Genomic DNA, 19,824 nt, shown 5'->3' on the forward strand with positions numbered 1-19,824 from the left:
TCCGGTCAGTCCAGCGCCAGGGGCCGCTCCATCAGCAGGCACTGCTCGCCGAACTCCGTCAGGCCCTTCCGGGTCGTGAAGCCGAGGCGCTTCAGCAGCGCCACGCTGCGTTTGTTGCGCGAGGCGGTCACCGCGATCACATGCTCATCCGGCAGGTTCTCCGCCGCCCAGTCGAGAACAGCGCGGCACGCCTCCGCGGCGTATCCGAACCCGACGCAGTTCGGCAGCAGCGCGTACGTCAGCTCCAGCTCTTCGCGGTCGTAGCTGAGGGTGACGATGCCCAGCATGCGGTCCGCCGGTGCATCGTCAGTGTGATCCTCGACTCCGTCGGCAGATGTTGCCGCGATCACCCATCGGCCCCAGGTCAGGCCGAGAGGCGAGAGCTCCAGGGCCTGCCGGGAGGCGAAGCCGACGGCGCCGCCGAGGTAGTCGCGGGCGCGATCAGCGGTGATCAGCTCGATGAGGGCGGGGCGGTCGCGCTCCGACGGCTCCCTGATCGACAGCCGGTCCGTTGTCAAGCGGACGGGCCATACGTTCGTACCCTCAGTGTTCACGCCGTCAGCCTAGGCCAGGCGGCAGGACGGCCGGCCCAGGAATCCCTAGTAGAGTGGCGCCAGCAGCCCGGTCCAGCGCAGGTCGCAGGTTGTGCGAATTCTCGGGACCGGGATCGATGGAACAATGTGTTGTACGCGCATTGCGCAGATCTAGGAGTCTTAATGTCCGCTGATGAGCTTCTCCGCACACCCCTCCAGGAAGTCCACCAGGAGCTGGGAGCGTCGTTCACCGACTTCGCCGGCTGGAACATGCCCGTGCGCTACACCTCCGACAAGGCGGAGCACGCTGCGGTCCGCGACTCGGCCGGTCAGTTCGACCTCTCCCACATGGGCGAAGTGTTCTTCACCGGCCCGCAGGCCGGGGAGGCCCTCGACTACGCCCTCGCCGGCAAGCTCTCCAGCATGCAGATCGGCCGCGCGAAGTACACCCTGCTGCTCAATGACCAGGGCGGCATCATCGACGACCTCATCGTCTACCGCCTCAGCGAGGACGAGTTCATGACCGTCCCCAACGCCGGCAACCGCCTTGTGGACGCCGAGCAGCTCGTCAAGCGCGCAGAAGGCTTCGACGTCAAGGTCGAGGACCAGTCCGAGCAGACCGCACTGGTCGCCGTGCAGGGCCCGAAGTCCGCCGACATCGTCGAGGAGTTTGCGAAGTCCGACGAGGTCGAGGTCGACCTCGACGAGCTCGCCGAGCTCAAGTACTACCGCATCCTCGAGGGCACCTACCAGGGCAAGCGCCTGCTGATCGCCCGCACCGGCTACACCGGTGAGGACGGCTTCGAGCTGTACGTCCCGAACGAGAGCGCCGTGGACCTGTGGAAGGCCATGGAGACCATCGGCGGCGAGGGCATCCTCCCGTGCGGTCTCGCCTGCCGCGACTCCCTCCGCCTCGAGGCCGGTATGCCGCTGTACGGCAACGAGCTGTCCGAGGACCTCTTCCCCGCGCAGGCCGGTCTCGGTCGCGTGGTTGCGTTCAAGTCGAAGGACGACTTCGTCGGCCGCGAGGCCCTCGAAGGCAAGGACTTCAGCGACATGCCCGTCCTCGTGGGCATGACCGCTGAGGGCCGTCGCGCAGCGCGCGCCGGCTACAGCATCAAGGACGAGTCCGGCACCGAGATCGGCCACGTGAGCTCCGGCGCACTCTCGCCGACCCTCGGCTACCCGATCGCCCTGGGCTACGTGGATCCGAAGTTCGCCGAGCCGGGCACCAAGCTGGAGATCGACGTCCGCGGCAAGACCCTGCCCGCCACGGTGGTCAACCTCCCGTTCTACTCCCGCGAGAAGTAATCCCTCCAGAGCTTTCCACTCTTTTCCACAATTGAAAGGAAATGACCATGTCTGATCTCAAGTTTTCCAAGGACCACGAATGGGTTCGCGAAGAGGGCGACACCGTCGTCGTCGGCGTGACCGATTTCGCCGCTGACCAGCTGGGCGACGTCGTCTACGTTGACCTGCCCGAGGTGGGCGACAGCGTCGAGGCGCACACCGAGATGGGCGAGATCGAGTCCACCAAGAGCGTCTCCGACCTTTTCTCCCCGGTCACCGGTGAGGTCATCGAGATCAACGAGGACGTCGTCGACGAACCCGAGAAGGTCAACGAAGATCCGTTCGGTGCGGCATGGCTCATCAAGGTGAAGGTCGAATCCCTTCCCGATGACCTCATGTCCAAGGACGAGTACGACAAGCTCACCCAGTCCTGATAGGGGCCACTCTCAACTGATGTCTGATATGAACGAGGCCATCTACGGCCAGCATTCGTTTGTCCGCCGCCACGTGGGCACCACCGCGAACGACCAGGAGCACATGCTCAAGGCGCTCGGCGTCTCGTCGCTCTCGGAGCTCATGGAGAAGGCCGTGCCCAGCACGATCTACCTCGGTGAGGAGCCCGACTCGATCCTGCCGGAGGCAGCGACCGAGTCCGCGACCCTCGAGGAGCTGCGCGGCTTCGCGAAGAAGAACAACGCGAAGCGCTCGCTGATCGGCCTGGGCTACTACGGCACACACACGCCGTCGGTCATCCAGCGCAACATCCTGGAGAACCCGGGCTGGTACACGGCCTACACGCCGTACCAGCCGGAGATCTCCCAGGGTCGTCTGGAGTCGCTGATGAACTTCCAGACGATGATCGCCGACCTCACCGGCATGGATCTGTCCAACGCATCGATGCTCGACGAGGCCTCCGCGGCCGCTGAGAGCATGATGCTCGCCCGTCGTCAGAACCGTCGCCAGAAGTCCAACGTGTTCCTCGTGGACGCGGACGTCCTGCCGACCACCCGCTACGTCCTCGAGGGCCGTGCCGACATCCTCGGCTTCGAGCTCAAGTACGTGGACTTCGCGAACGACGGTGCACCCGAGGGCGACTTCTTCGGTGCCCTGATCCAGTACCCGGGCGCTTCCGGCCGGGTCTGGGACGCCACCGAGGTCATCGCCGAGCTCAAGAAGTCGAAGGCCGTTGTCATCGTGGCAGCGGACCTGCTCGCTCTGACGCTGCTGAAGTCCCCGGGCGAGATGGGCGCCGATGTCGTCATGGGCACCTCCCAGCGCTTCGGTGTTCCGCTCGGCTTCGGTGGTCCGCACGCCGCGTTCGTGGCCGTCAACGACGACCTCAAGCGCCAGCTGCCGGGCCGCCTGGTGGGCATCTCCAAGGACGCCGACGGCAACCCCGCGTACCGTCTGTCCCTGCAGACCCGCGAGCAGCACATCCGTCGTGAGAAGGCGACCTCGAACATCACCACCGCGCAGGTGCTCCTCGCGGTGATGGCATCGATGTACGCCGTCTACCACGGCCCGGACGGCCTGACCGCCCTGGCGCGTCAGACCGCCGACCGCACCGCGACCCTCGCCGCATGGCTGAAGGACGCCGGCTTCACCCTGAAGCACGAAGCGTTCTTCGACACCCTGCGCATCGAGGCACCGGGCAGGGCCAAGGACATCTACGAGGCCTTCAAGAAGGCCGAGATGCTCATCCACGTCGTCGACGATGACACCGTGCAGCTGTCGCTGGACGAGACCGTCACCGCCGAGGACCTGAAGGCCATCGCCGGCGTGTTCGGCGAGTTCGGCTCCGCCAAGGGCGAGATCGAGGACGGCGCCGTGAAGAGCGGCGACGCATGGGGCGGCCTCGTGCGCGAGACCTCCTTCCTGCAGCACCCGGTCTTCCAGTCGTTCCACTCCGAGACCGCGATGATGCGCTACCTGCGTCGTCTCTCGGACCGCGACTACGGCCTGGACCGCGGCATGATCCCGCTGGGCTCCTGCACGATGAAGCTCAACTCCGCCACCGAGATGGCTGCGATCACCTGGCCGGAGTTCAACTCCGTCCACCCGTTCGCGCCCGTCGAGGACGTGGAGGGCTACCTCGAGATGATCACTCAGCTGGAGGAGTGGCTCGCCGACCTCACCGGCTACGACACCGTCTCCCTGCAGCCGAACGCCGGCTCCCAGGGTGAGGTCGCCGGTCTGCTGGCGATCAAGGCGTACCACAACTCGCGCGGCGAATCGCAGCGCGACGTCTGCGTCGTGCCGTCCTCCGCGCACGGCACGAACGCCGCTTCGGCTGCGATCGTCGGCATGCGCGTGGTGGTCGTCGCCTCGGACGCCAACGGCAACATCGACGTCGACGACCTCAAGCAGAAGATCAAGGACCACGGCGATGAGCTCGCCGCGATCATGATCACCTACCCGTCCACGCACGGCGTGTACGAGTCCGAGGTCCGCACCATCTGCCAGCTGGTGCACGATGCCGGCGGTCAGGTGTACGTCGACGGTGCGAACGCAACCGCGCTGCTGCAGGTCGCCCGCCCGGGCGAGTTCGGCGGCGACGTCTCGCACCTGAACCTGCACAAGACCTTCTGCATCCCGCACGGCGGCGGCGGCCCGGGCGTCGGTCCGGTCGCAGCCAAGGCGCACCTCGCTCCGTTCCTGCCGGGTCACCCGCAGATCCAGAAGCCGGAGCATCCGGTGGTGGGCGAAGGCGAGCAGGTGCACGGCGGCGCTCCGGTGTCGCAGGCACCGTACGGCTCCGCGTCGATCCTGCCGATCTCCTGGGCGTACATCCGCATGATGGGCGCCGAGGGCATCCGCCACGCCACCAGCTCCGCCGTGCTCGGCGCGAACTACCTGGCGAAGCGCCTCAGCGAGAAGTTCGAGATCCTGTACACGGGTGAGAACGGCCTCGTGGCCCACGAGTGCATCGTGGACCTGCGTCCGTTCACCGCCCGCACGGGCATCACCGTGGACGATATGGCCAAGCGCCTCATCGACTACGGCTTCCACGCTCCGACCATGAGCTTCCCGGTTGCGGGCACGTTCATGGTGGAGCCGACGGAGTCCGAGGACCTGCAGGAGCTCGATCGCTTCGCCGACGCTATGCTCGCCATGTACGACGAGGCTGAGAAGGTCCTCTCCGGCGAGTGGCCGAAGGACGACAACCCGCTGGTCAACGCTCCGCACACCGCTGAGTGCGCATCGGCATCCGAGTGGGAGCACCCGTACTCCCGCGAGGTCGCCGTCTACCCGGGCGTGGACAACAGCGAGGACGTCAAGGGCTACCACTCGAACCGCGCCATGCGCATCCAGGCCAAGTACTGGCCGGTTGTGCGCCGCATCGAGCAGGCCTTCGGCGACCGCAACCTCGTCCCCACCTGGGGTGACTTCTCCGGCATCGTCGACGGCGAGTGATCGCCGCGGCTCAGCCGCTGAGATGTGACTGATCATGACGCCCCGTGAACTCCGGTTCACGGGGCGTCATGCCGTCCCGCTACTGTGGCGACATGACCATTGAGACAACGCATGCGGGCTCCCTTCCCCGCACTCCCGAGCTGATCACCGCCAACGCTGAACGGCCCCTCGAGGCCGACGGGATCACCCCCGTCACCACGGACGAGTTCGCCGAGACGCTGCGCGACGCCGTCGCCTCGGTGGTGCAGCGCCAGAAGGACATCGGCATCTCCATTCCCGGAGACGGCGAATACGGCAAGGACATGTCCACCGGCGTCAACTACGGCTCCTGGTGGTCGTACATCTTCGGCCGCACCGCCGGCCTGGAGATCACGGGCGAGGACCACCGCCACAGTGAGCCCAAGCGCTCCGAACCGGGCCGCATCCGCCTCACCTCGTTCCCCGATCGCCGCGACTGGGTCCGCTTCGCCGACGCCTACAACGACCCGGAGTCCGGCATCACGGTCGGTGGACAGAAGGTGTTCCCGGCCGCCACCTCCGCCATCGGCTACACCGACCTCGGCCGGGAGTTCGCCGCGACGGACACCCGCAACTTCCGCTCCGCGCTCGACGCCGCAGGGTACGACCAGGGCTTCCTCTCCTCCCTCTCACCGGGCTCCGGTGCCCGCATCGCCGATGACCACTACGGCGATGAGGACGCGTTCATCGAGGCGTGGGTGCAGGTCATGCGCGAGGAGTACCGCGCGATCGCGGACTCCGGACTTCTGCTGCAGATCGACGATCCGTCGATCGCGGAGAACTGGGACCAGATCAACCCCGAACCCACCATCGAGGACTACCTCGCGTTCACCCAGAAGCGGGTCGATGCGATCAACCGGGCACTGGAGGGGATCCCGCAGGAGCAGGTGCGCTTCCACCTCTGCTGGGGCTCCTGGCACGGCCCCCACACCACCGACATCGAGTTCCGCCACATCGCGGAGCTGATGCTGCAGATCAACGCGAAGTACTTCAGCTTCGAGGCCGGCAATGTGCGCCATGAGCACGAATGGGTGGTGTGGAAGGACATCGAGCTGCCCGCGGACCGCGTTATCATGCCCGGCGTGGTCTCGCACGCCACCAACGTGGTGGAGCATCCGGAACTCGTGGCGCAGCGCCTGCGCCGCTTCGCCGACATCGTGGGACCGGAGCGCGTCATCGGATCCTCCGACTGCGGGTTCGGCGGCCGCATCCACCCGGACATCGCCTGGGCGAAGCTCGAGTCACTGACCGAGGGCGCAGCGATCGCCTCCCGCGGCTGAGCAGACCGAGCCCGGCCCGGGTGCGGCTGACGGCGCGCCCGGGCTCGGATCGCGGCGTGTTCACATTCGGCCATGCAGATTGTGATGGGGCCTTCCCGTGCAGTGAACTGGGGGAACCCTCGCGGCAGCGGGGGAGCACAGCACCACTGCGGGGCCGCCGAGCACCGCCGAATGACACGGAAAGGATGGCGCAATGAGCAACATCGCTGCACATGACACTGCTTCTCACAAGGACGCCATCCGCATGTCCGCCTTCATCGGCAGCACCGCCGCCCCCAGCGCGGACACCGCCACCGGCCGCACCCGTCGGCCCCTCATCGGCATCACCGCCGGCACGCGCACGCTCACCGACGGCGCCTGGGCCGGGTACGAGGCCACCGCCGTGACCACCAACTACACCACCGCCATCCGCGAAGCCGGCGGACGGCCCGTGATCCTGACGCCCGGTGAGGTGTGGAGCGCCGACGAGCTCGCCGACCTCGACGGCATCGTCATCACCGGCGGCACTGACATCGACCCCGCGCGCTACGGCGCGGGTGCTCTGCCGACGGACTTCGCCGCCGACGAGGCGCGCGACGCGTTCGAGATCGAGCTCGCTCAGGCCGCCGAGGAGAACGGCATCCCCGTGCTCGGCATCTGCCGCGGCCTGCAGATCATCAACGTGGCGCGCGGCGGCACCCTCATCCAGCACCTCGCGGATGAGGATCTCGCGTACCCGCGCAGTGACCAGCAGCTCACCGAGGTGCCGATCGAGGTCGACGCGGACAGCGACGTGGCGCTGGCGCTCGGCACCGCACCGACCGTCAGCGCGTTCCACCACCAGGCGATCGACGCCCTGGGGCGGGGGCTGCGCGTGGTGGCGCGCCACGCCTCGGGGGTTGTGCATGCGGTGCAGTCGACCTCCGGTGCGCCGGTCCTCGCCGTCCAGTTCCATCCGGAGACGCGCGCGGACGCCGCCGAACTGTTCGCCCGCTTCGTGGGCATCACGTCAGGTTCGCGCGCGGTGGCTCCATCGCCTAAGATGGTAACGGTACAGCCGTGATTTTGGAGGATCGATGAACGCATACGCCGCTTCGGACGTTCGGGGAGCCGAGGGCTCGCACACCGTGGACGAGAGGCGCGAAGCCAACCAGACCGGTGAGGGCAACAGCCTCGGTTCGTCGCTCGCGATGTTCATCCCGCTGTTCCTGCTGTTCACCGCCGGCCTGTGGGTGCTGAGCCTCTACACCGTGTGGAACTGGTACTTCATCATCGGCCTGGCCATGTGCCTGGTCGCGCTGTACATCACCTTCGCGGTGATCCCGCGCCACAAGAACGATTCCGAGGAACTGCTCGACTGACCACGCGTCGCGCGCTGTCTCAGCCGCCGCGCTGAGTCCTCGATGACGGAAGGGGCGGAGCCAAGAGGCTCCGCCCCTTTCGTGTGCCCGACCGGCTCAGTGGGTGCTGACGTCCAGGGTGTGCAGCGCATCCAGCGCCATGACGACCATGTCGGAGAAGGTCTCCTGCCGCTCCTGCGCACTGGTCTCCTCACCGGTGATGAGGTGATCGGACACGGTGCAGATGGAGAGGGCGCGGCGGTCGAACTGCGCGGCGAGGGTGTACAGGGCCGATGCCTCCATCTCGACGCCGAGCACGCCGTAGCCGGCGAGGGTCGCGGTGATGTCGGTGCGCGGGTTGTAGAACTGGTCGGAGGAGAACAGGCCGCCCACCACCGCGGGCAGGCCGCGCTCATTCGCGGAGTCGACCGCGGCGCGCATCAGGTCGAAGTCCGCGGTGGGCGCGAAGGTGACGTCGCCGAAGCGGGCGCGGTTCATCGCGGAGTCCGTGGAGGCGGCGGAGCCGATGACGACGTCGCGCACAGCGACCTTCTCGGACAGGCCGCCGCAGCTGCCGACGCGGATGATGGCCTCGACGCCGTACTCGGCGAACAGCTCCTGCGCGTAGATGCCGATGGACGGCTGTCCCATGCCGGAGCCCATGGCAGTAACGCGGCGGCCGTTGTGGGTGCCGGTGTAGCCGAGCATGCCGCGGACCTCCGTGACGAGCTCGGCGTCCTCGAGGAAGTCCTCGGCGATCCAGCGGGCCCGGTAGGGGTCGCCGGGCATCAGGACATGGGGTGCGATCTGGCCGGGTTCGGCTCCGATGTGTGTCGACATGCGCCCAGCCTAGCGCGCCGCGCCTACTGGCCGGTGGGGCAGTCGCGCTTCCTGCCGGAGCTGACCCGGCCGAGGATCTCCACGAACCCGTCGGCGTCCATCACGGCCATGTCGCCGGTGAGGACCCAGCCGTCCCCGGTGAGCACCTCAGAGGTCTTGTCGGGGCGGCCCCAGTAGCCGTGGAACACCTGTGGACCCTTCACCATCAGTTCGCCGGCGTCGCCGGTGGGCAGGACGCGGCCGCGGTGGCTGGGATCCACCACCCGCATCTGGGTGGCGGGGAAGGGGATGCCGACGATGCCGGGCGAGTCGCTGAACGCGGCGAGGGCGCGGATCGCCTCCGGGTGGGGGCTGATGCCGGGGATCGCCGCGACCACGCACGACTCCTCCAGGCCGTAGCCGATGATCGTCGGCATCTGGTGGGTGGCCTCCAGCCAGCTCGTGGCGGTCTCCTCGGTGATGCGCGACGTCGGTGTGAAGGCCACGCGGATGCTGGCGATGTCGAGCTTGCCGTCGTGGGCGAGGGCGGCGAGGTGGTCGACCACTTCGGTATCGGCGGCGAGGACCACCGGCCGATGCTTCTTCACCGCTTTGGCGACCGCGGCACGGTCGAAGGCGGGGATGAGGATGACGCGGCGACCGTGGAACAGGCTCGTGGTGAGCGCATCGGCCACGCCCACCACGGAGTGCAGCGGCCACATCGCCAGGCTCGCCTCCTGCCCGGGCTGGGTGTCCGCCAGCCACGACAGCGACTGGGCGGCCATGGCGCAGAGGTTCCCATGGGTGATGATCGACCCGAGGGGGTGCCGGCCGCCCTCATCTCCGTACATGATCAGGGCGATGTCGTCGCCGCTGGGCATGGGGTGGTCGGCGTCGATCCGGGCGGAGGTGAGCACGCTCCGCCACTTGCCGACGTAGAACCCGTCGGCCCCGCCCTTCTCGGCCGGCTTCTCCCGCTTCATGAAGGGCCGCGCGAGCTTCCCGGTGGAGACGGCGGCGGTCCTCTTCAGCGTGGAGATGGTGCCGGTCAGGGAGATCTTCGTGACGTCGAGCTGAGAGGGCGGGCGCGGCACCGCGATCACGGACAGCGGCAGCGCGGCCGACGGGATCCGCGTCAGCACACCGAGGCGCTCCTCGGAGACGATGGCGCACACCGGTTCGTAGTCGTCGAAGTAGCGGGACAGCTGAGCGGCGGGGGTGTGCGGGGAGTGCTGCACGACCACGGCGCCGATCCGCAGAACGGCATGGAAGGCGATGACGGCGTCCAGGCTCATCGGCAGCAGGAGGCTGACGCGGTCGCCCTTGCGGATGCCGCGGTCCAGCAGCCCCTGCGCGGCGATGTCGATCTGCTGTCCGAGCTGCCGATAGGTGAGGGTCCGGCCCTGGAAGTCGAGGGCGACCGACGACGCGAACCGCTCGGCGGCCGCGGTGATGGCGGCGGGGACGTTGGTGAACTCCGGGGTGACCGTGCGCGCTGTGCCGGGAGCGTAGTACTTCGCGAATCTCTGGGGCACGCTCGCATCCGCTCCTTCTGTGGGTTCCGTCCCCGTGAGTCTAGGGATGCTTCCTGAACAGTGCCGGGGGTCCGCCCGGCACGCGCGAACGGCGCCGTGGACGCTCACCTGCTCGGTAAGGTGGGCCGCATGAACCGCCCCGCCGCCGCCTCCGATCCGAGCTCCGCACGCCTGGACGTGTGGCTGCATGCGGTGCGGCTGGCGAAGACCCGTTCGGCGGCGAAGAGCCTGATCACCGCCGGTCATGTGCGGCTGAACTCCGAGGTGCCGAAGGCGTCGGCGAAGGTGGCGGTGGGCGATGAGGTGAGGATCCGTCGGCCCGGGCATGAGCGGATCTTCGTGGTGCGGCGCCTCCTGGCGAAGAGGGTGGGCGCTCCGATCGCGCAGAGCGCGTACGAGGACGTGTCCCCGCCGCCGCCCCCGCAGCTGTTCGCGGCGCCGCCGAGACGGGAACGGGGGAGCGGCCGGCCCACGAAGAAGGAGCGCAGGGCGCTGGATCGACTGCGCGGCCGCGCGAGCAACACCCAGCGGCGCGGGAGCGGCCCGTTCAGCCTGTGACCTGGGCCGCAAACGCCCCGTCAGCAGGGTTGAGCGGAATAGACTCAACTTCGCTGTCGTTGTTCTCAGTGATGGTCGTGGGAACTCCCACCGGCCTGTGATCCACTGTCAACGACACCAGCGAAAGGAGTGCGTGGAATGGACTTCCGCTTCACCACCCGTTCAGAAGAGGCTGTGCAGCAGGCAGCGCACTCCGCCTCCTCCCGCCGCAACCCCGCCGTCACTGCGGCGCACATCCTCAAGGCCCTGCTCGGCCAGGAGGACTCCATCGCGACCGCCGCCCTCCGGGAGGTCGGCGTCGACATCCCGTCCCTCACCAGGGGCGTGGAGCGCGAGCTCGAGGGCCTGCCACGCGTCAGCGGCACTTCCGTGGTCAAGCCCACCGTGCAGGGCGACGGCTACGACGCCCTCGAAGCAGCCGGTGAAGCAGCCGGACTCGCGCGCACCGACGCCGCCGCCCGCGGCGAGGACGAGCGGCCCTACATCTCCACCGAGCACCTGCTGCTGGGCATCGCCACCGCCACCAGCCCCGCCCGCGACATCCTGACCGACTCCGGCGCCACCGCAGAGGCCCTGCGCGCCGCCATCACCACCCTTACCGGAGGCACCCCCGTGAACAGCTCCAACCCCGAAGGCACCTTCAAGAGCCTCGAGAAGTACGGACTCGACCTCACCGCCCGAGCCCGCGAGGGCAAGCTCGATCCGGTGATCGGCCGCGACGCCGAGATCCGCCGCGTGGTCCAGGTCCTGTCCCGCCGCACCAAGAACAACCCCGTGCTCATCGGCGAACCGGGAGTCGGCAAAACCGCTGTCGCCGAGGGCCTCGCCCAGCGCATGGTCGCCGGTGACGTCCCGCAGTCCCTGCAGGGCAAGACCCTCATCGCCCTGGACCTGTCCTCGATGGTCGCCGGGTCGAAGTACCGCGGCGAGTTCGAGGAGCGGATGAAGGCCGTCCTCGACGAGATCCGCCAGTCCAACGGCCAGATCGTCACCTTCATCGACGAGCTGCACACCGTGGTCGGCGCCGGCTCCACCGGCGACTCATCCATGGACGCCGGCAACATGCTCAAGCCGATGCTCGCCCGCGGCGAACTGCGCATGGTCGGCGCCACCACCCTGGATGAGTACCGCGAGAACATCGAGAAGGACCCGGCGCTGGAGCGCCGCTTCCAGCAGGTGTTCGTCGGCGAGCCGTCCGTGGAGGACACCGTCACGATCCTGCGCGGACTCAAGGACAAGTACGAGGCGCACCACAAGGTCACCATCGCCGACTCCGCCCTGGTCGCGGCAGCCGCGATGAGCGACCGCTACATCGCCTCCCGCCAGCTGCCGGACAAGGCCATCGACCTGGTCGACGAGGCCGCCAGCCGCCTGCGCATGGAACTGGACTCCTCCCCGGTGGAGCTGGACATCCTGCGCCGCCAGGTGGACCGCCTGAAGATGGAGGAGATGGCCCTGCAGGGCTCCGACGACGACGGGTCCCGCGCCCAGCTCGAGCACGTCCAGTCGCAGCTCGCGGAGAAGACCGAGGAGATGAACGCCCTCTCCGCCCGGTGGGAGAGCGAGAAGGCCGGCCTGAACAGGGTCGGTGAGCTGAAGGCGAAGCTGGAGGACCTGCGCATGCAGGCCGACCGCGCCCAGCGCGACGGCGACCTGACGAGCGCCTCCAAGATCCTCTACGGCGACATCCCCGCTCTCAAGCAGGAGCTCGCCGAGGCCGAGGAGGCCGAGGAGTCCGGTCAGGCCGAGACCGTCGACGACCGCGCACCGCTGGTGGCGGACAAGGTTGGACCGGACGACATCGCCGACGTCGTCTCCGCCTGGACCGGCATCCCCGCCGGCCGCCTGCTGAAGAGCGAAACGCAGAAGCTGCTGGACATGGAGTCCATCATCGGGCAGCGCCTCATCGGGCAGAAGCGCGCCGTCGCCGAGGTGGCGGATGCGGTGAGGCGCTCCCGCGCCGGCATCGCCGACCCGAACCGGCCGACGGGGTCCTTCCTGTTCCTCGGTCCCACGGGTGTGGGCAAGACGGAGCTGGCGAAGTCCCTCGCCGAGTTCCTCTTCGACGACGAGCACGCCATGATCCGCATCGACATGTCGGAGTACGCCGAGAAGCACTCGGTGTCCCGTCTCGTCGGCGCCCCTCCGGGGTATGTGGGCTATGACGAGGGCGGTCAGCTGACCGAGGCGGTGCGCCGCCGCCCCTACTCGGTGGTCCTGCTGGACGAGGTGGAGAAGGCCCACGCGGACATCTTCGACATCCTGCTGCAGGTCCTGGACGACGGCCGTCTGACCGACGGCCAGGGGCGCACGGTGGACTTCCGCAGCACCATCCTGATCCTCACCTCGAACCTGGGTTCGCAGTTCCTGCAGAATCAGGAGATGGAGCCGTCGGCCCGCGAGGACGCCGTGATGGCGACCGTGCGCGCCGCCTTCAAACCGGAGTTCCTCAACCGCCTGGACGACATCGTCATGTTCGATCCGCTCGGCCGCGACGAACTCACCCACATCGTGGGCCTGCAGATCGCCTCGGTCGCGCAGCGACTGGAGGACCGCCGCATCAGCCTGGACGTCGACGAGCAGGCGGAGCGCTGGCTCGCCGAGAAGGGCTACGACCCCGCCTACGGTGCTCGTCCGCTGAAGCGTCTGGTGCAGAAGGAGATCGGCGACCAGCTCGCCCGCCTGATCCTGCAGGGCGCGGTGCGCGACGGCGACACGATCACCGTGGCCGTCGACGCCGCGAACGACGCGCTGGCGCTGACCGTCACCGGGGAGCAGGAAGCGGACTGATCCCGCTCGCGACTGACACAGCGGCGCCGCACGGACCTGATCTGTGCGGCGCCGCTTCGTGTGTCGGGCGTGTGTCCACGCTGAAGGATGAGCACGCGGATGAGATGCCGGGCACCTACAGTGTGCGTATGCGAGAACAGAGCACACCCCCGAACGGCTCCCATACAGCAGCATCCGTCGGCGCCGCCGAGCCGGCCGCCAAGCAGTCCTCGATGAAGACCATCCTCGGCACCGGGGTCGGCAACGGCCTCGAATGGTTCGACTGGAACATCTATGCCAGCTTCGCCGTCTACTTCTCCGCCCAGGCGTTCAACGACGACGACCCGACCTCGGCGTTCCTGCAGACCATGGCGATCTTCGCCGTCGGGTTCGTGGCCCGCCCCTTCGGCGGCTTCGTCTTCGGCTGGATCGGTGACCGCGTCGGCCGCAAGCACGCCCTGACCGTCGCAGTCCTCGCCGCCTCCTTCGGCTCCCTGCTGATCGCCGCTCTGCCCACCTACGACCAGGTCGGCGTGTGGTCCTCCGTGATCCTCCTGGTGGCGCGCCTTGTGCAGGGCCTCGCCCACGGCGGCGAGCTTCCCAGCGCCCAGACCTACCTCGCGGAGCATTCGCCGCGGGAGCACCGCGGCCTGTGGGCGTCCTCCATCTACGTCACCGGCACCATCGGCCTGCTCGCCGGCCTGCTGCTCGGCCTCATCCTCTCCAGCATCCTGACCGAGTCGCAGATGAACGCCTGGGGCTGGCGCATCCCGTTCGCGATCGGCGCGGTCCTCGGCCTCATGGCGCTGTGGATCCGCTCCTCGATGGAGGAGTCCGACGTGTTCGAAGAGGAGCAGCAGCGCCAGCAGCAGGAGGAGGCGAAGGTCAACGTCCTCGTGGCCCTCTGGCAGGACCGTTCGCGCGCCCTGCGCGTCATCTTCATGACGGCGGGCCTGACCGTCGCCTACTACATCTGGTCGGTGTCCATCGCTGCGCTGGCGAAGCAGAACCTCGGCTACACCGACCAGGAGGCGTTCCTCGCCTCCATGATCGGCAACATTGCGCTCATCCTCGCCCTGCCGGTGTGGGGCGCGCTCTCCGATCGCATCGGCCGCAGGCCCTGCGCCATCGGCGGCCTGCTGGGCACCGCCGTGCTGTACATTCCGCTGATTCTGCTGATCCAGGGTGAGTTCTGGCAGCTGGTCGTGGCGATCGTCGTGCAGCTCGTGCTGCTGGCCGGCATGCTGTCCCACGCTCCCGCGATGTATGCGGAGATGTTCTCCACCGGCAACCGCGCCAGCGGCTTCGGCATCCCGTACGCGATCGCGATCGCCCTGTTCGGCGGCACCGCCCCGTACCTCAACACGTGGGTGGGCGACCAGATCCAGTTCGGCGTCTACGTGGTGGCGCTGCTGGTCATCTCCTGCGCAGTGATGGCGTTCATGCCGGAGACCAAGGGCAAGGACCTGGCGCATGACACGCCTCGGAGCCGTCACCCCTGAGAGCAGGGCAGAAGCTCGTTTACCCCCGATGTACCCCTTGTTTGTTCAGTCTTGGTGATCTCTTGACCCAAATGCCTGATCGTGTTTAGCTGGAGGGGTCGGAGTTGAGAATGCTGCGACGTTGCATGGCGGACACTCTCACCGAAGGAGGATCTTTTGTGACTACTTCAAGGATGACAGTTGACCGCCGAGCATTTGCCACATCCGCCTTAGTGGGGGGTTTGAGTGTTGCGCTTGGGGTGACCCCGCGGGCAGAAGGGGCAGGTGTCGATCCTGCCGCAGCTGAAAAGGGCCTGACTCTTTCTCGAGATCAGCAAGAGGACGCCGAGGTTATTTCCAAGGGCCTCGAAGACTTCTTTACCAGGTATATGCCGGTCAAGAGTGGAAAATTTGTAGTCCACGACTCTGCTGTGATTGCCGATGGATACGGTGACGCATTGCCGAAATTTGAGAAAATGGCAAGCGAGCTCAATGCAATGGCCGACGGTCGGGTTGCCATCGCGGGCGATCGAACGGCGTCAGCATCCAGTGCAAAGTCGTACGCCCAGTGCGTCGTCCTAAGCGCGCTCGGAATCCCAGCAGGCGCATTGAGTGCGGGCACATGGACTGCCATCGCTGATGCTATAAAGATGTATCGCTGGGGGCTCGCAGCGAAAACCATCGTCCGAGGATTGGGGCCCGCCGCGCTCAAGGGCGTTTTGAGAGCTGTCGGTGGTCCAGCGGCGATCGCAGCGGCCCTTGCAGGTAGCGCAATCGTCTGTGCTGGATCTTGAACGTTGCTCGCGGAAAGGATGGAGTATGCGCACGACAGCGTGGCTGATCGGCATCGGAATGTTCGCGACGACTACGCTCCTCTTGGCAGCGATATTCTCCTTCGCGACCGGCGGTGCATTGCTACCGAATAATATTGTCATTTGGGGTGTCGCCGCAGTCGTGGCCGGGGTCTTCACTGTTCCCGTGATTCGGGGTGTTGGGAGCGGACGACGCCTCTGACTCCCCTCTGTACGAGTAGGCCGGGCCATCACGTGAGCGATGGCCCGGCCTATATTCTCGTCAGTCTGGTTGTCGGGAGATTTGGGGCTGAATTATTGAGGCAGGGGGTGATGTCGGTGTCGCACGGCCCCGGCGCCGCCTCAGATCACCAGGTTGACGAGCTTCGGGGCGCGCACGATCACCTTGCGCAGCTCCTGGCCCTCCAGCAGCTCCTTCACACGGTCCTCGGCCATCACGCGGGCCTCGAGGTCCTCCGCGGTGATGTCCGCCGGCACCTGCAGGCGGTGGCGGACCTTGCCCTTCACCTGGACCACCGCGGTGATCTCGTCCGCGCCGAGGTAGGCCTCATCGGCCGACGGGTACGGCGCCCGCACCAGGGACTCCTCGTGGCCCAGGCGGTGCCACATCTCCTCCGCGATGTGCGGCGCCAGCGGCGCCGCCATCAGGATCAGCGGCTCCACCACGCTGCGCGGAACCGCGGTGCCGGCGGTCATCAGCTTCGTGAGCTGGTTGACCAGTTCAATCATCTTGGAGATCGCGGTGTTGAACCGCATGTTGTCCATCTCCACGGTGACCGCATCGATCGTGGTGTGCAGGGCCTTGAGGGTGGCGGCGTCGGCCTCGCCGTCACCGGCGATGACCTCACCGGTCTCCTCGTCGATGACGAGGCGCCACAGGCGCTGCAGGAAGCGCTGAGCGCCGACCACGGCGCGGGTCTCCCACGGACGGGACTGGTCAAGAGGGCCCATCGACATCTCGTACACGCGGAAGGTGTCCGCGCCGAACTGGGCGTACATGTCGTCCGGGGTCACCGAGTTCTTCAGCGACTTGCCCATCTTGCCGTACTCCTGGGAGACCCTCTCGCCGTTGTAGGTGAAGGTGCCGTCGGCCTCCTCTACGACCTCCTCAGCGGGGACGTACACGCCGCGGGCGTCGGTGTAGGCGTAGGCCTGCACGTAGCCCTGGTTGAACAGGCGATGGAACGGCTCCTGGCTGGACAGGTGGCCGAGGTCGAACAGGACCTTGTGCCAGAAGCGGGCGTACAGCAGGTGCAGCACGGCGTGCTCCACACCGCCCACGTACAGGTCCACACCGCCCACGGAGCCCACACTGCGCGGCCCCATCCAGTACTCCTCGTTCGCGCGGGAGGTGAGCTCATCCTCGTTCGTGGGGTCGGTGTAGCGCAGCTCGTACCAGGAGGAGCCGGCCCAGTTCGGCATCGTGTTCGTTTCGCGGATGTAGTCCTTCTCGCCGTCGCCGAGGTCCAGACGCACGTTCACCCAGTCCTGGTTGCGGCTCAGCGGGGTCTGCGGCTCCGTGTCGGTGTCGTTCGGATCCAGCGCGGTGGGGGAGAAGTCGTCCAGCTCCGGCAGCGGCACGGGCAGGTGCTCCATCGGCAGCGGGATCGGGGTGGTGGGGTCGTCCTTGGCGTACACGATGGGGAACGGCTCACCCCAGTAGCGCTGGCGGGAGAACAGCCAGTCGCGCAGACGATACGTGGTGCGGGCGCGGCCGAAGCCCTTCTCGATCGCGTACTCGAGGGCCTTCTGCTTCGCGTCGTCGATGCCGAGGCCGTTGAGGTCCAGCTCGTCGCTGCGGGAGTTGATCTTCTCGCCGTCACCGGTGTAGGCCCGGCCCTCCTCGAAGTCGTCCGGGACCTGGACGGTGCGGATGATGTCGAGGTCGTACGCCGAAGCGAACGCGTAGTCGCGCTCGTCCTCGGCCGGCACCGCCATGACGGCGCCGGTGCCGTAGCCGATGAGCACGTAGTCGGCGACGAACACGGGGATCTTCCGCCCGTCCATCGGGTTGACGGCGAACAGGCCGGTGAACACGCCGGTCTTGGGGCGGTCCTCGTCGGTGCGGTCGTCGTCGGTGAGGGAGGCGGCGCGCTGCTGGTAGGCGCGGACCGCCTCGGCGGGTGTGGCGGCGCCGCCGGTCCAGGCGTCCTTCGTGCCGTCCGGCCAGGAGTCGGGCAGGGCCGACGGGTCCGCCATCAGAGCGTGTTCGGGGGAGAGCGCACAGAAGGTGGCGCCGAAGAGGGTGTCGGCGCGGGTGGTGAACACCTCGAACTCGCCGCCGGCGAGGGCGGACGGGGCGTCGGCGAAGCGGAAGCGCACCTGGGCGCCGTGGCTGCGGCCGATCCAGTTGCGCTGCATCAGCTTGATCGACTCCGGCCAGTCCACGCGGTCCAGATCGTCCACGAGGCGGTCCGCGTAGGCGGTGATGCGCATGTTCCACTGACGCAGGCGGCGCTTGAAGACCGGGTAGTTGCCGCGCTCGGAGCGCCCGTCGGCGGTGACCTCCTCGTTCGCCAGCACGGTGCCGAGTCCCGGGCACCAGTTGACCGGGGTGTCGGAGATGTAGGCGAGGCGGAAGGAGTCCACCAGCTCCTGCATCTGCTCGGGGGTGTACTGCACCAGGAAGTCGAACGGGGTGGAGTCGCCCTCGATCCAGTGCTTCGGGGAGGGCTTGCGCTCGATCCAGTGCTGCGGCAGCTCGATGCCGAGCCTCTCCGCCATCGCCCACGGATCCACCTCGCGGTTCTGGATCGCGCCCTTCAGTTCGCTGATGGGGCGGGCGCGGCCGGTGACGCCGTCGACGTTCTCGGCCGTCGGGTCGTACCAGGACTCGAACAGCTGCAGGAAGATCCACTGCGTCCACTTCACGAAGTCGGCGTCGGTGGTGCGCAGGGCGCGGCGCAGGTCATGCGAGAGGCCGAGGCGGAACAGCTGGCGGGACATGTTCGCCACGTTCTCGTCAGTGGTGGTGCGCGGGTGGGTGCCGGTCTCGATGGCGTACTGCTCAGCGGGCAGGCCGAACGCGTCGTAGCCCATCGTGTACAGGACGTTCTTGCCCTTCATCCGCTCGTAGCGGGCCAGCACGTCGGTGGCGATGTAGCCCAGGGGGTGCCCCACGTGCAGACCCTTGCCGGAGGGGTAGGGGAACATGTCCATGATGAAGGACTTCTCCGGGAGCGGGGAGCCGTCGCCGGCGAACTCGCCCTCGGGGTCCACGGCGTGGAAGCTGCCGTTGTCCTTCCAGAAGGCCTGCCAGCGCTCCTCAATGGAGCCGGCGAGATCGGCGTTGTAGCGATGCGGTGCGTCAGTCATCCCAATCCTTGTGCGTCTGAGCGGGTCGGCCGACGGATGCTCCCGCGCACAGGGGCCCAGCTGGATGGGTGAGCATCCCGGTGGGGTGGGGGAGCAGCCGGCGTTGGCGGTGCTCCCAGACTACCGAAGCCGCCCGCTGGACATCGGATCGGTCCAGCGCGGATCACCTCACGCCTGCAGGCGCTCCTTCACGGCCGCGAAGATGCGCGGCATCGCCTCGTTCAGCACGTTCATGGTGGAGGTGAAGTTCTCCGCCCCGCCGTACCACGGGTCCGGCAGCGGGTCGCCCGCATCCGCACCGGGGACGAAGTCGGTGACCAGAGCGATCTGGTCCTCGCGGGCGCCGAGGGCGCGCAGACGCTCCAGGTGGAAGTCCTCCGCCGCGATGATGAGGTCCGCCTCCCGCACATCGTGCTCGGTGATCTGGCGGGCCCGGTGGTTGTCCGCATCGATGCCGTGGCGGCGCAGCTCCACCCGGGCGCGGTGGTCGATGGGATTGCCGAGCTCCTCGCTGGACACGCCGAAGGATTCGATGCTCAGCTCCTCCAGCTCGGAGGCGGTCAGATGCTCGCGGGCGCACTCCTGCGCGATGCGCTCAGCCATCGGGCTGCGGCAGATGTTCCCCCAACAGACGAAGTACAGGTGCACGATCCGATCTCCTCCACACAGCAGTCACGGTGA

At 67.7% G+C, this 19,824-nt stretch carries 15 protein-coding genes; 10 read left to right on the forward strand and 5 right to left on the reverse strand.

All coding sequences use genetic code 11. The annotated features are described in order from the left end of the window. Positions 1-5: 5 nt before the first annotated feature. Positions 6-554 (reverse strand): GNAT family N-acetyltransferase, encoded by a 549-nt coding sequence (locus tag MHY20_RS01820; RefSeq protein WP_239374180.1) that lies wholly within the window; start codon positions 552-554, stop codon positions 6-8. A gap of 162 nt (positions 555-716) precedes the next feature. Here MHY20_RS01820 and gcvT point away from each other — a divergent pair, with 162 nt between their 5' ends. The 6 genes from gcvT to MHY20_RS01850 all read left to right on the forward strand — a co-directional run bounded on the left by gcvT (position 717) and on the right by MHY20_RS01850 (position 7,875). After that, positions 717-1,844 (forward strand): glycine cleavage system aminomethyltransferase GcvT, encoded by a 1,128-nt coding sequence (gene gcvT / locus MHY20_RS01825; protein ID WP_183374948.1) that lies wholly within the window; start codon positions 717-719, stop codon positions 1,842-1,844. Between the two features lie 47 nt (positions 1,845-1,891). Further along, positions 1,892-2,257, forward strand: coding sequence for a glycine cleavage system protein GcvH (gcvH, locus tag MHY20_RS01830; protein ID WP_221187103.1), 366 nt, complete (start codon positions 1,892-1,894; stop codon positions 2,255-2,257). Positions 2,258-2,276: 19 nt separating this feature from the next. Continuing rightward, the gene (gcvP, locus tag MHY20_RS01835) at positions 2,277-5,237 is read left to right on the forward strand and encodes an aminomethyl-transferring glycine dehydrogenase (protein ID WP_183374944.1); all 2,961 of its coding nucleotides are present in this window, start codon (positions 2,277-2,279) and stop codon (positions 5,235-5,237) included. Between the two features lie 92 nt (positions 5,238-5,329). Further along, on the forward strand, positions 5,330-6,535 hold the full coding sequence (locus MHY20_RS01840) for a cobalamin-independent methionine synthase II family protein (RefSeq protein WP_183374942.1): 1,206 nt from the start codon (positions 5,330-5,332) through the stop codon (positions 6,533-6,535). 193 nt (positions 6,536-6,728) lie between these two features. Continuing rightward, on the forward strand, positions 6,729-7,577 hold the full coding sequence (locus tag MHY20_RS01845) for a gamma-glutamyl-gamma-aminobutyrate hydrolase family protein (protein ID WP_239374182.1): 849 nt from the start codon (positions 6,729-6,731) through the stop codon (positions 7,575-7,577). Between the two features lie 13 nt (positions 7,578-7,590). Next, complete coding sequence (locus MHY20_RS01850; protein WP_221187102.1) at positions 7,591-7,875, forward strand: hypothetical protein; 285 nt, start codon at positions 7,591-7,593, stop codon at positions 7,873-7,875. 96 nt (positions 7,876-7,971) lie between these two features. Here the strand turns inward: MHY20_RS01850 and deoD are convergent, their stop codons facing one another. Then, entirely contained in the window at positions 7,972-8,694 is a 723-nt protein-coding gene (gene deoD, locus MHY20_RS01855; RefSeq protein ID WP_183374938.1) for a purine-nucleoside phosphorylase, read from the reverse strand. 23 nt (positions 8,695-8,717) lie between these two features. Next, on the reverse strand, positions 8,718-10,208 hold the full coding sequence (locus MHY20_RS01860; RefSeq protein WP_183374936.1) for an AMP-binding protein: 1,491 nt from the start codon (positions 10,206-10,208) through the stop codon (positions 8,718-8,720). Between the two features lie 129 nt (positions 10,209-10,337). Between MHY20_RS01860 and MHY20_RS01865 the strand changes: the two genes are divergently transcribed. The 4 genes from MHY20_RS01865 (at position 10,338) to MHY20_RS01880 (ending at position 15,810) form a co-directional block, all read left to right on the forward strand. Beyond that, positions 10,338-10,766: a S4 domain-containing protein gene (locus MHY20_RS01865; RefSeq protein WP_183374934.1), complete on the forward strand. Its 429-nt coding sequence runs from the start codon at positions 10,338-10,340 to the stop codon at positions 10,764-10,766. Positions 10,767-10,904: 138 nt separating this feature from the next. Further along, positions 10,905-13,556 (forward strand): ATP-dependent chaperone ClpB, encoded by a 2,652-nt coding sequence (gene clpB / locus MHY20_RS01870; RefSeq protein WP_239374185.1) that lies wholly within the window; start codon positions 10,905-10,907, stop codon positions 13,554-13,556. 128 nt (positions 13,557-13,684) lie between these two features. Continuing rightward, complete coding sequence (locus MHY20_RS01875) at positions 13,685-15,037, forward strand: MFS transporter (protein WP_239374188.1); 1,353 nt, start codon at positions 13,685-13,687, stop codon at positions 15,035-15,037. Positions 15,038-15,162: 125 nt separating this feature from the next. Then, positions 15,163-15,810: a hypothetical protein gene (locus MHY20_RS01880; RefSeq protein WP_239374191.1), complete on the forward strand. Its 648-nt coding sequence runs from the start codon at positions 15,163-15,165 to the stop codon at positions 15,808-15,810. Positions 15,811-16,170: 360 nt separating this feature from the next. Here MHY20_RS01880 and leuS read toward each other — a convergent pair whose 3' ends face one another. Then, positions 16,171-19,143 (reverse strand): leucine--tRNA ligase, encoded by a 2,973-nt coding sequence (leuS, locus tag MHY20_RS01885; RefSeq protein WP_239374194.1) that lies wholly within the window; start codon positions 19,141-19,143, stop codon positions 16,171-16,173. Positions 19,144-19,311: 168 nt separating this feature from the next. Next, positions 19,312-19,791 (reverse strand): low molecular weight protein-tyrosine-phosphatase, encoded by a 480-nt coding sequence (locus tag MHY20_RS01890; protein WP_259923428.1) that lies wholly within the window; start codon positions 19,789-19,791, stop codon positions 19,312-19,314. Positions 19,792-19,824: the final 33 nt, after the last annotated feature.

Source organism: Helcobacillus sp. ACRRO (assembly GCF_022347125.1).
In the GTDB taxonomy this organism is placed as follows: Bacteria; Actinomycetota; Actinomycetes; order Actinomycetales; family Dermabacteraceae; genus Helcobacillus; species Helcobacillus massiliensis.

Bases quoted from the DNA above. Each gene is read 5' to 3' on its own strand.
- leuS (WP_239374194.1), bottom strand. From the start codon at position 19,143: ATGACTGACGCACCGCATCGCTACAACGCCGATCTCGCCGGCTCCATT.
- deoD (WP_183374938.1), bottom strand. From the start codon at position 8,694: ATGTCGACACACATCGGAGCCGAACCCGGCCAGATCGCACCCCATGTC.
- MHY20_RS01845 (WP_239374182.1), top strand. From the start codon at position 6,729: ATGAGCAACATCGCTGCACATGACACTGCTTCTCACAAGGACGCCATC.
- MHY20_RS01850 (WP_221187102.1), top strand. From the start codon at position 7,591: ATGAACGCATACGCCGCTTCGGACGTTCGGGGAGCCGAGGGCTCGCAC.
- MHY20_RS01840 (WP_183374942.1), top strand. From the start codon at position 5,330: ATGACCATTGAGACAACGCATGCGGGCTCCCTTCCCCGCACTCCCGAG.
- gcvT (WP_183374948.1), top strand. From the start codon at position 717: ATGTCCGCTGATGAGCTTCTCCGCACACCCCTCCAGGAAGTCCACCAG.
- clpB (WP_239374185.1), top strand. From the start codon at position 10,905: ATGGACTTCCGCTTCACCACCCGTTCAGAAGAGGCTGTGCAGCAGGCA.
- MHY20_RS01880 (WP_239374191.1), top strand. From the start codon at position 15,163: ATGGCGGACACTCTCACCGAAGGAGGATCTTTTGTGACTACTTCAAGG.
- gcvP (WP_183374944.1), top strand. From the start codon at position 2,277: ATGTCTGATATGAACGAGGCCATCTACGGCCAGCATTCGTTTGTCCGC.
- MHY20_RS01865 (WP_183374934.1), top strand. From the start codon at position 10,338: ATGAACCGCCCCGCCGCCGCCTCCGATCCGAGCTCCGCACGCCTGGAC.
- gcvH (WP_221187103.1), top strand. From the start codon at position 1,892: ATGTCTGATCTCAAGTTTTCCAAGGACCACGAATGGGTTCGCGAAGAG.
- MHY20_RS01875 (WP_239374188.1), top strand. From the start codon at position 13,685: ATGCGAGAACAGAGCACACCCCCGAACGGCTCCCATACAGCAGCATCC.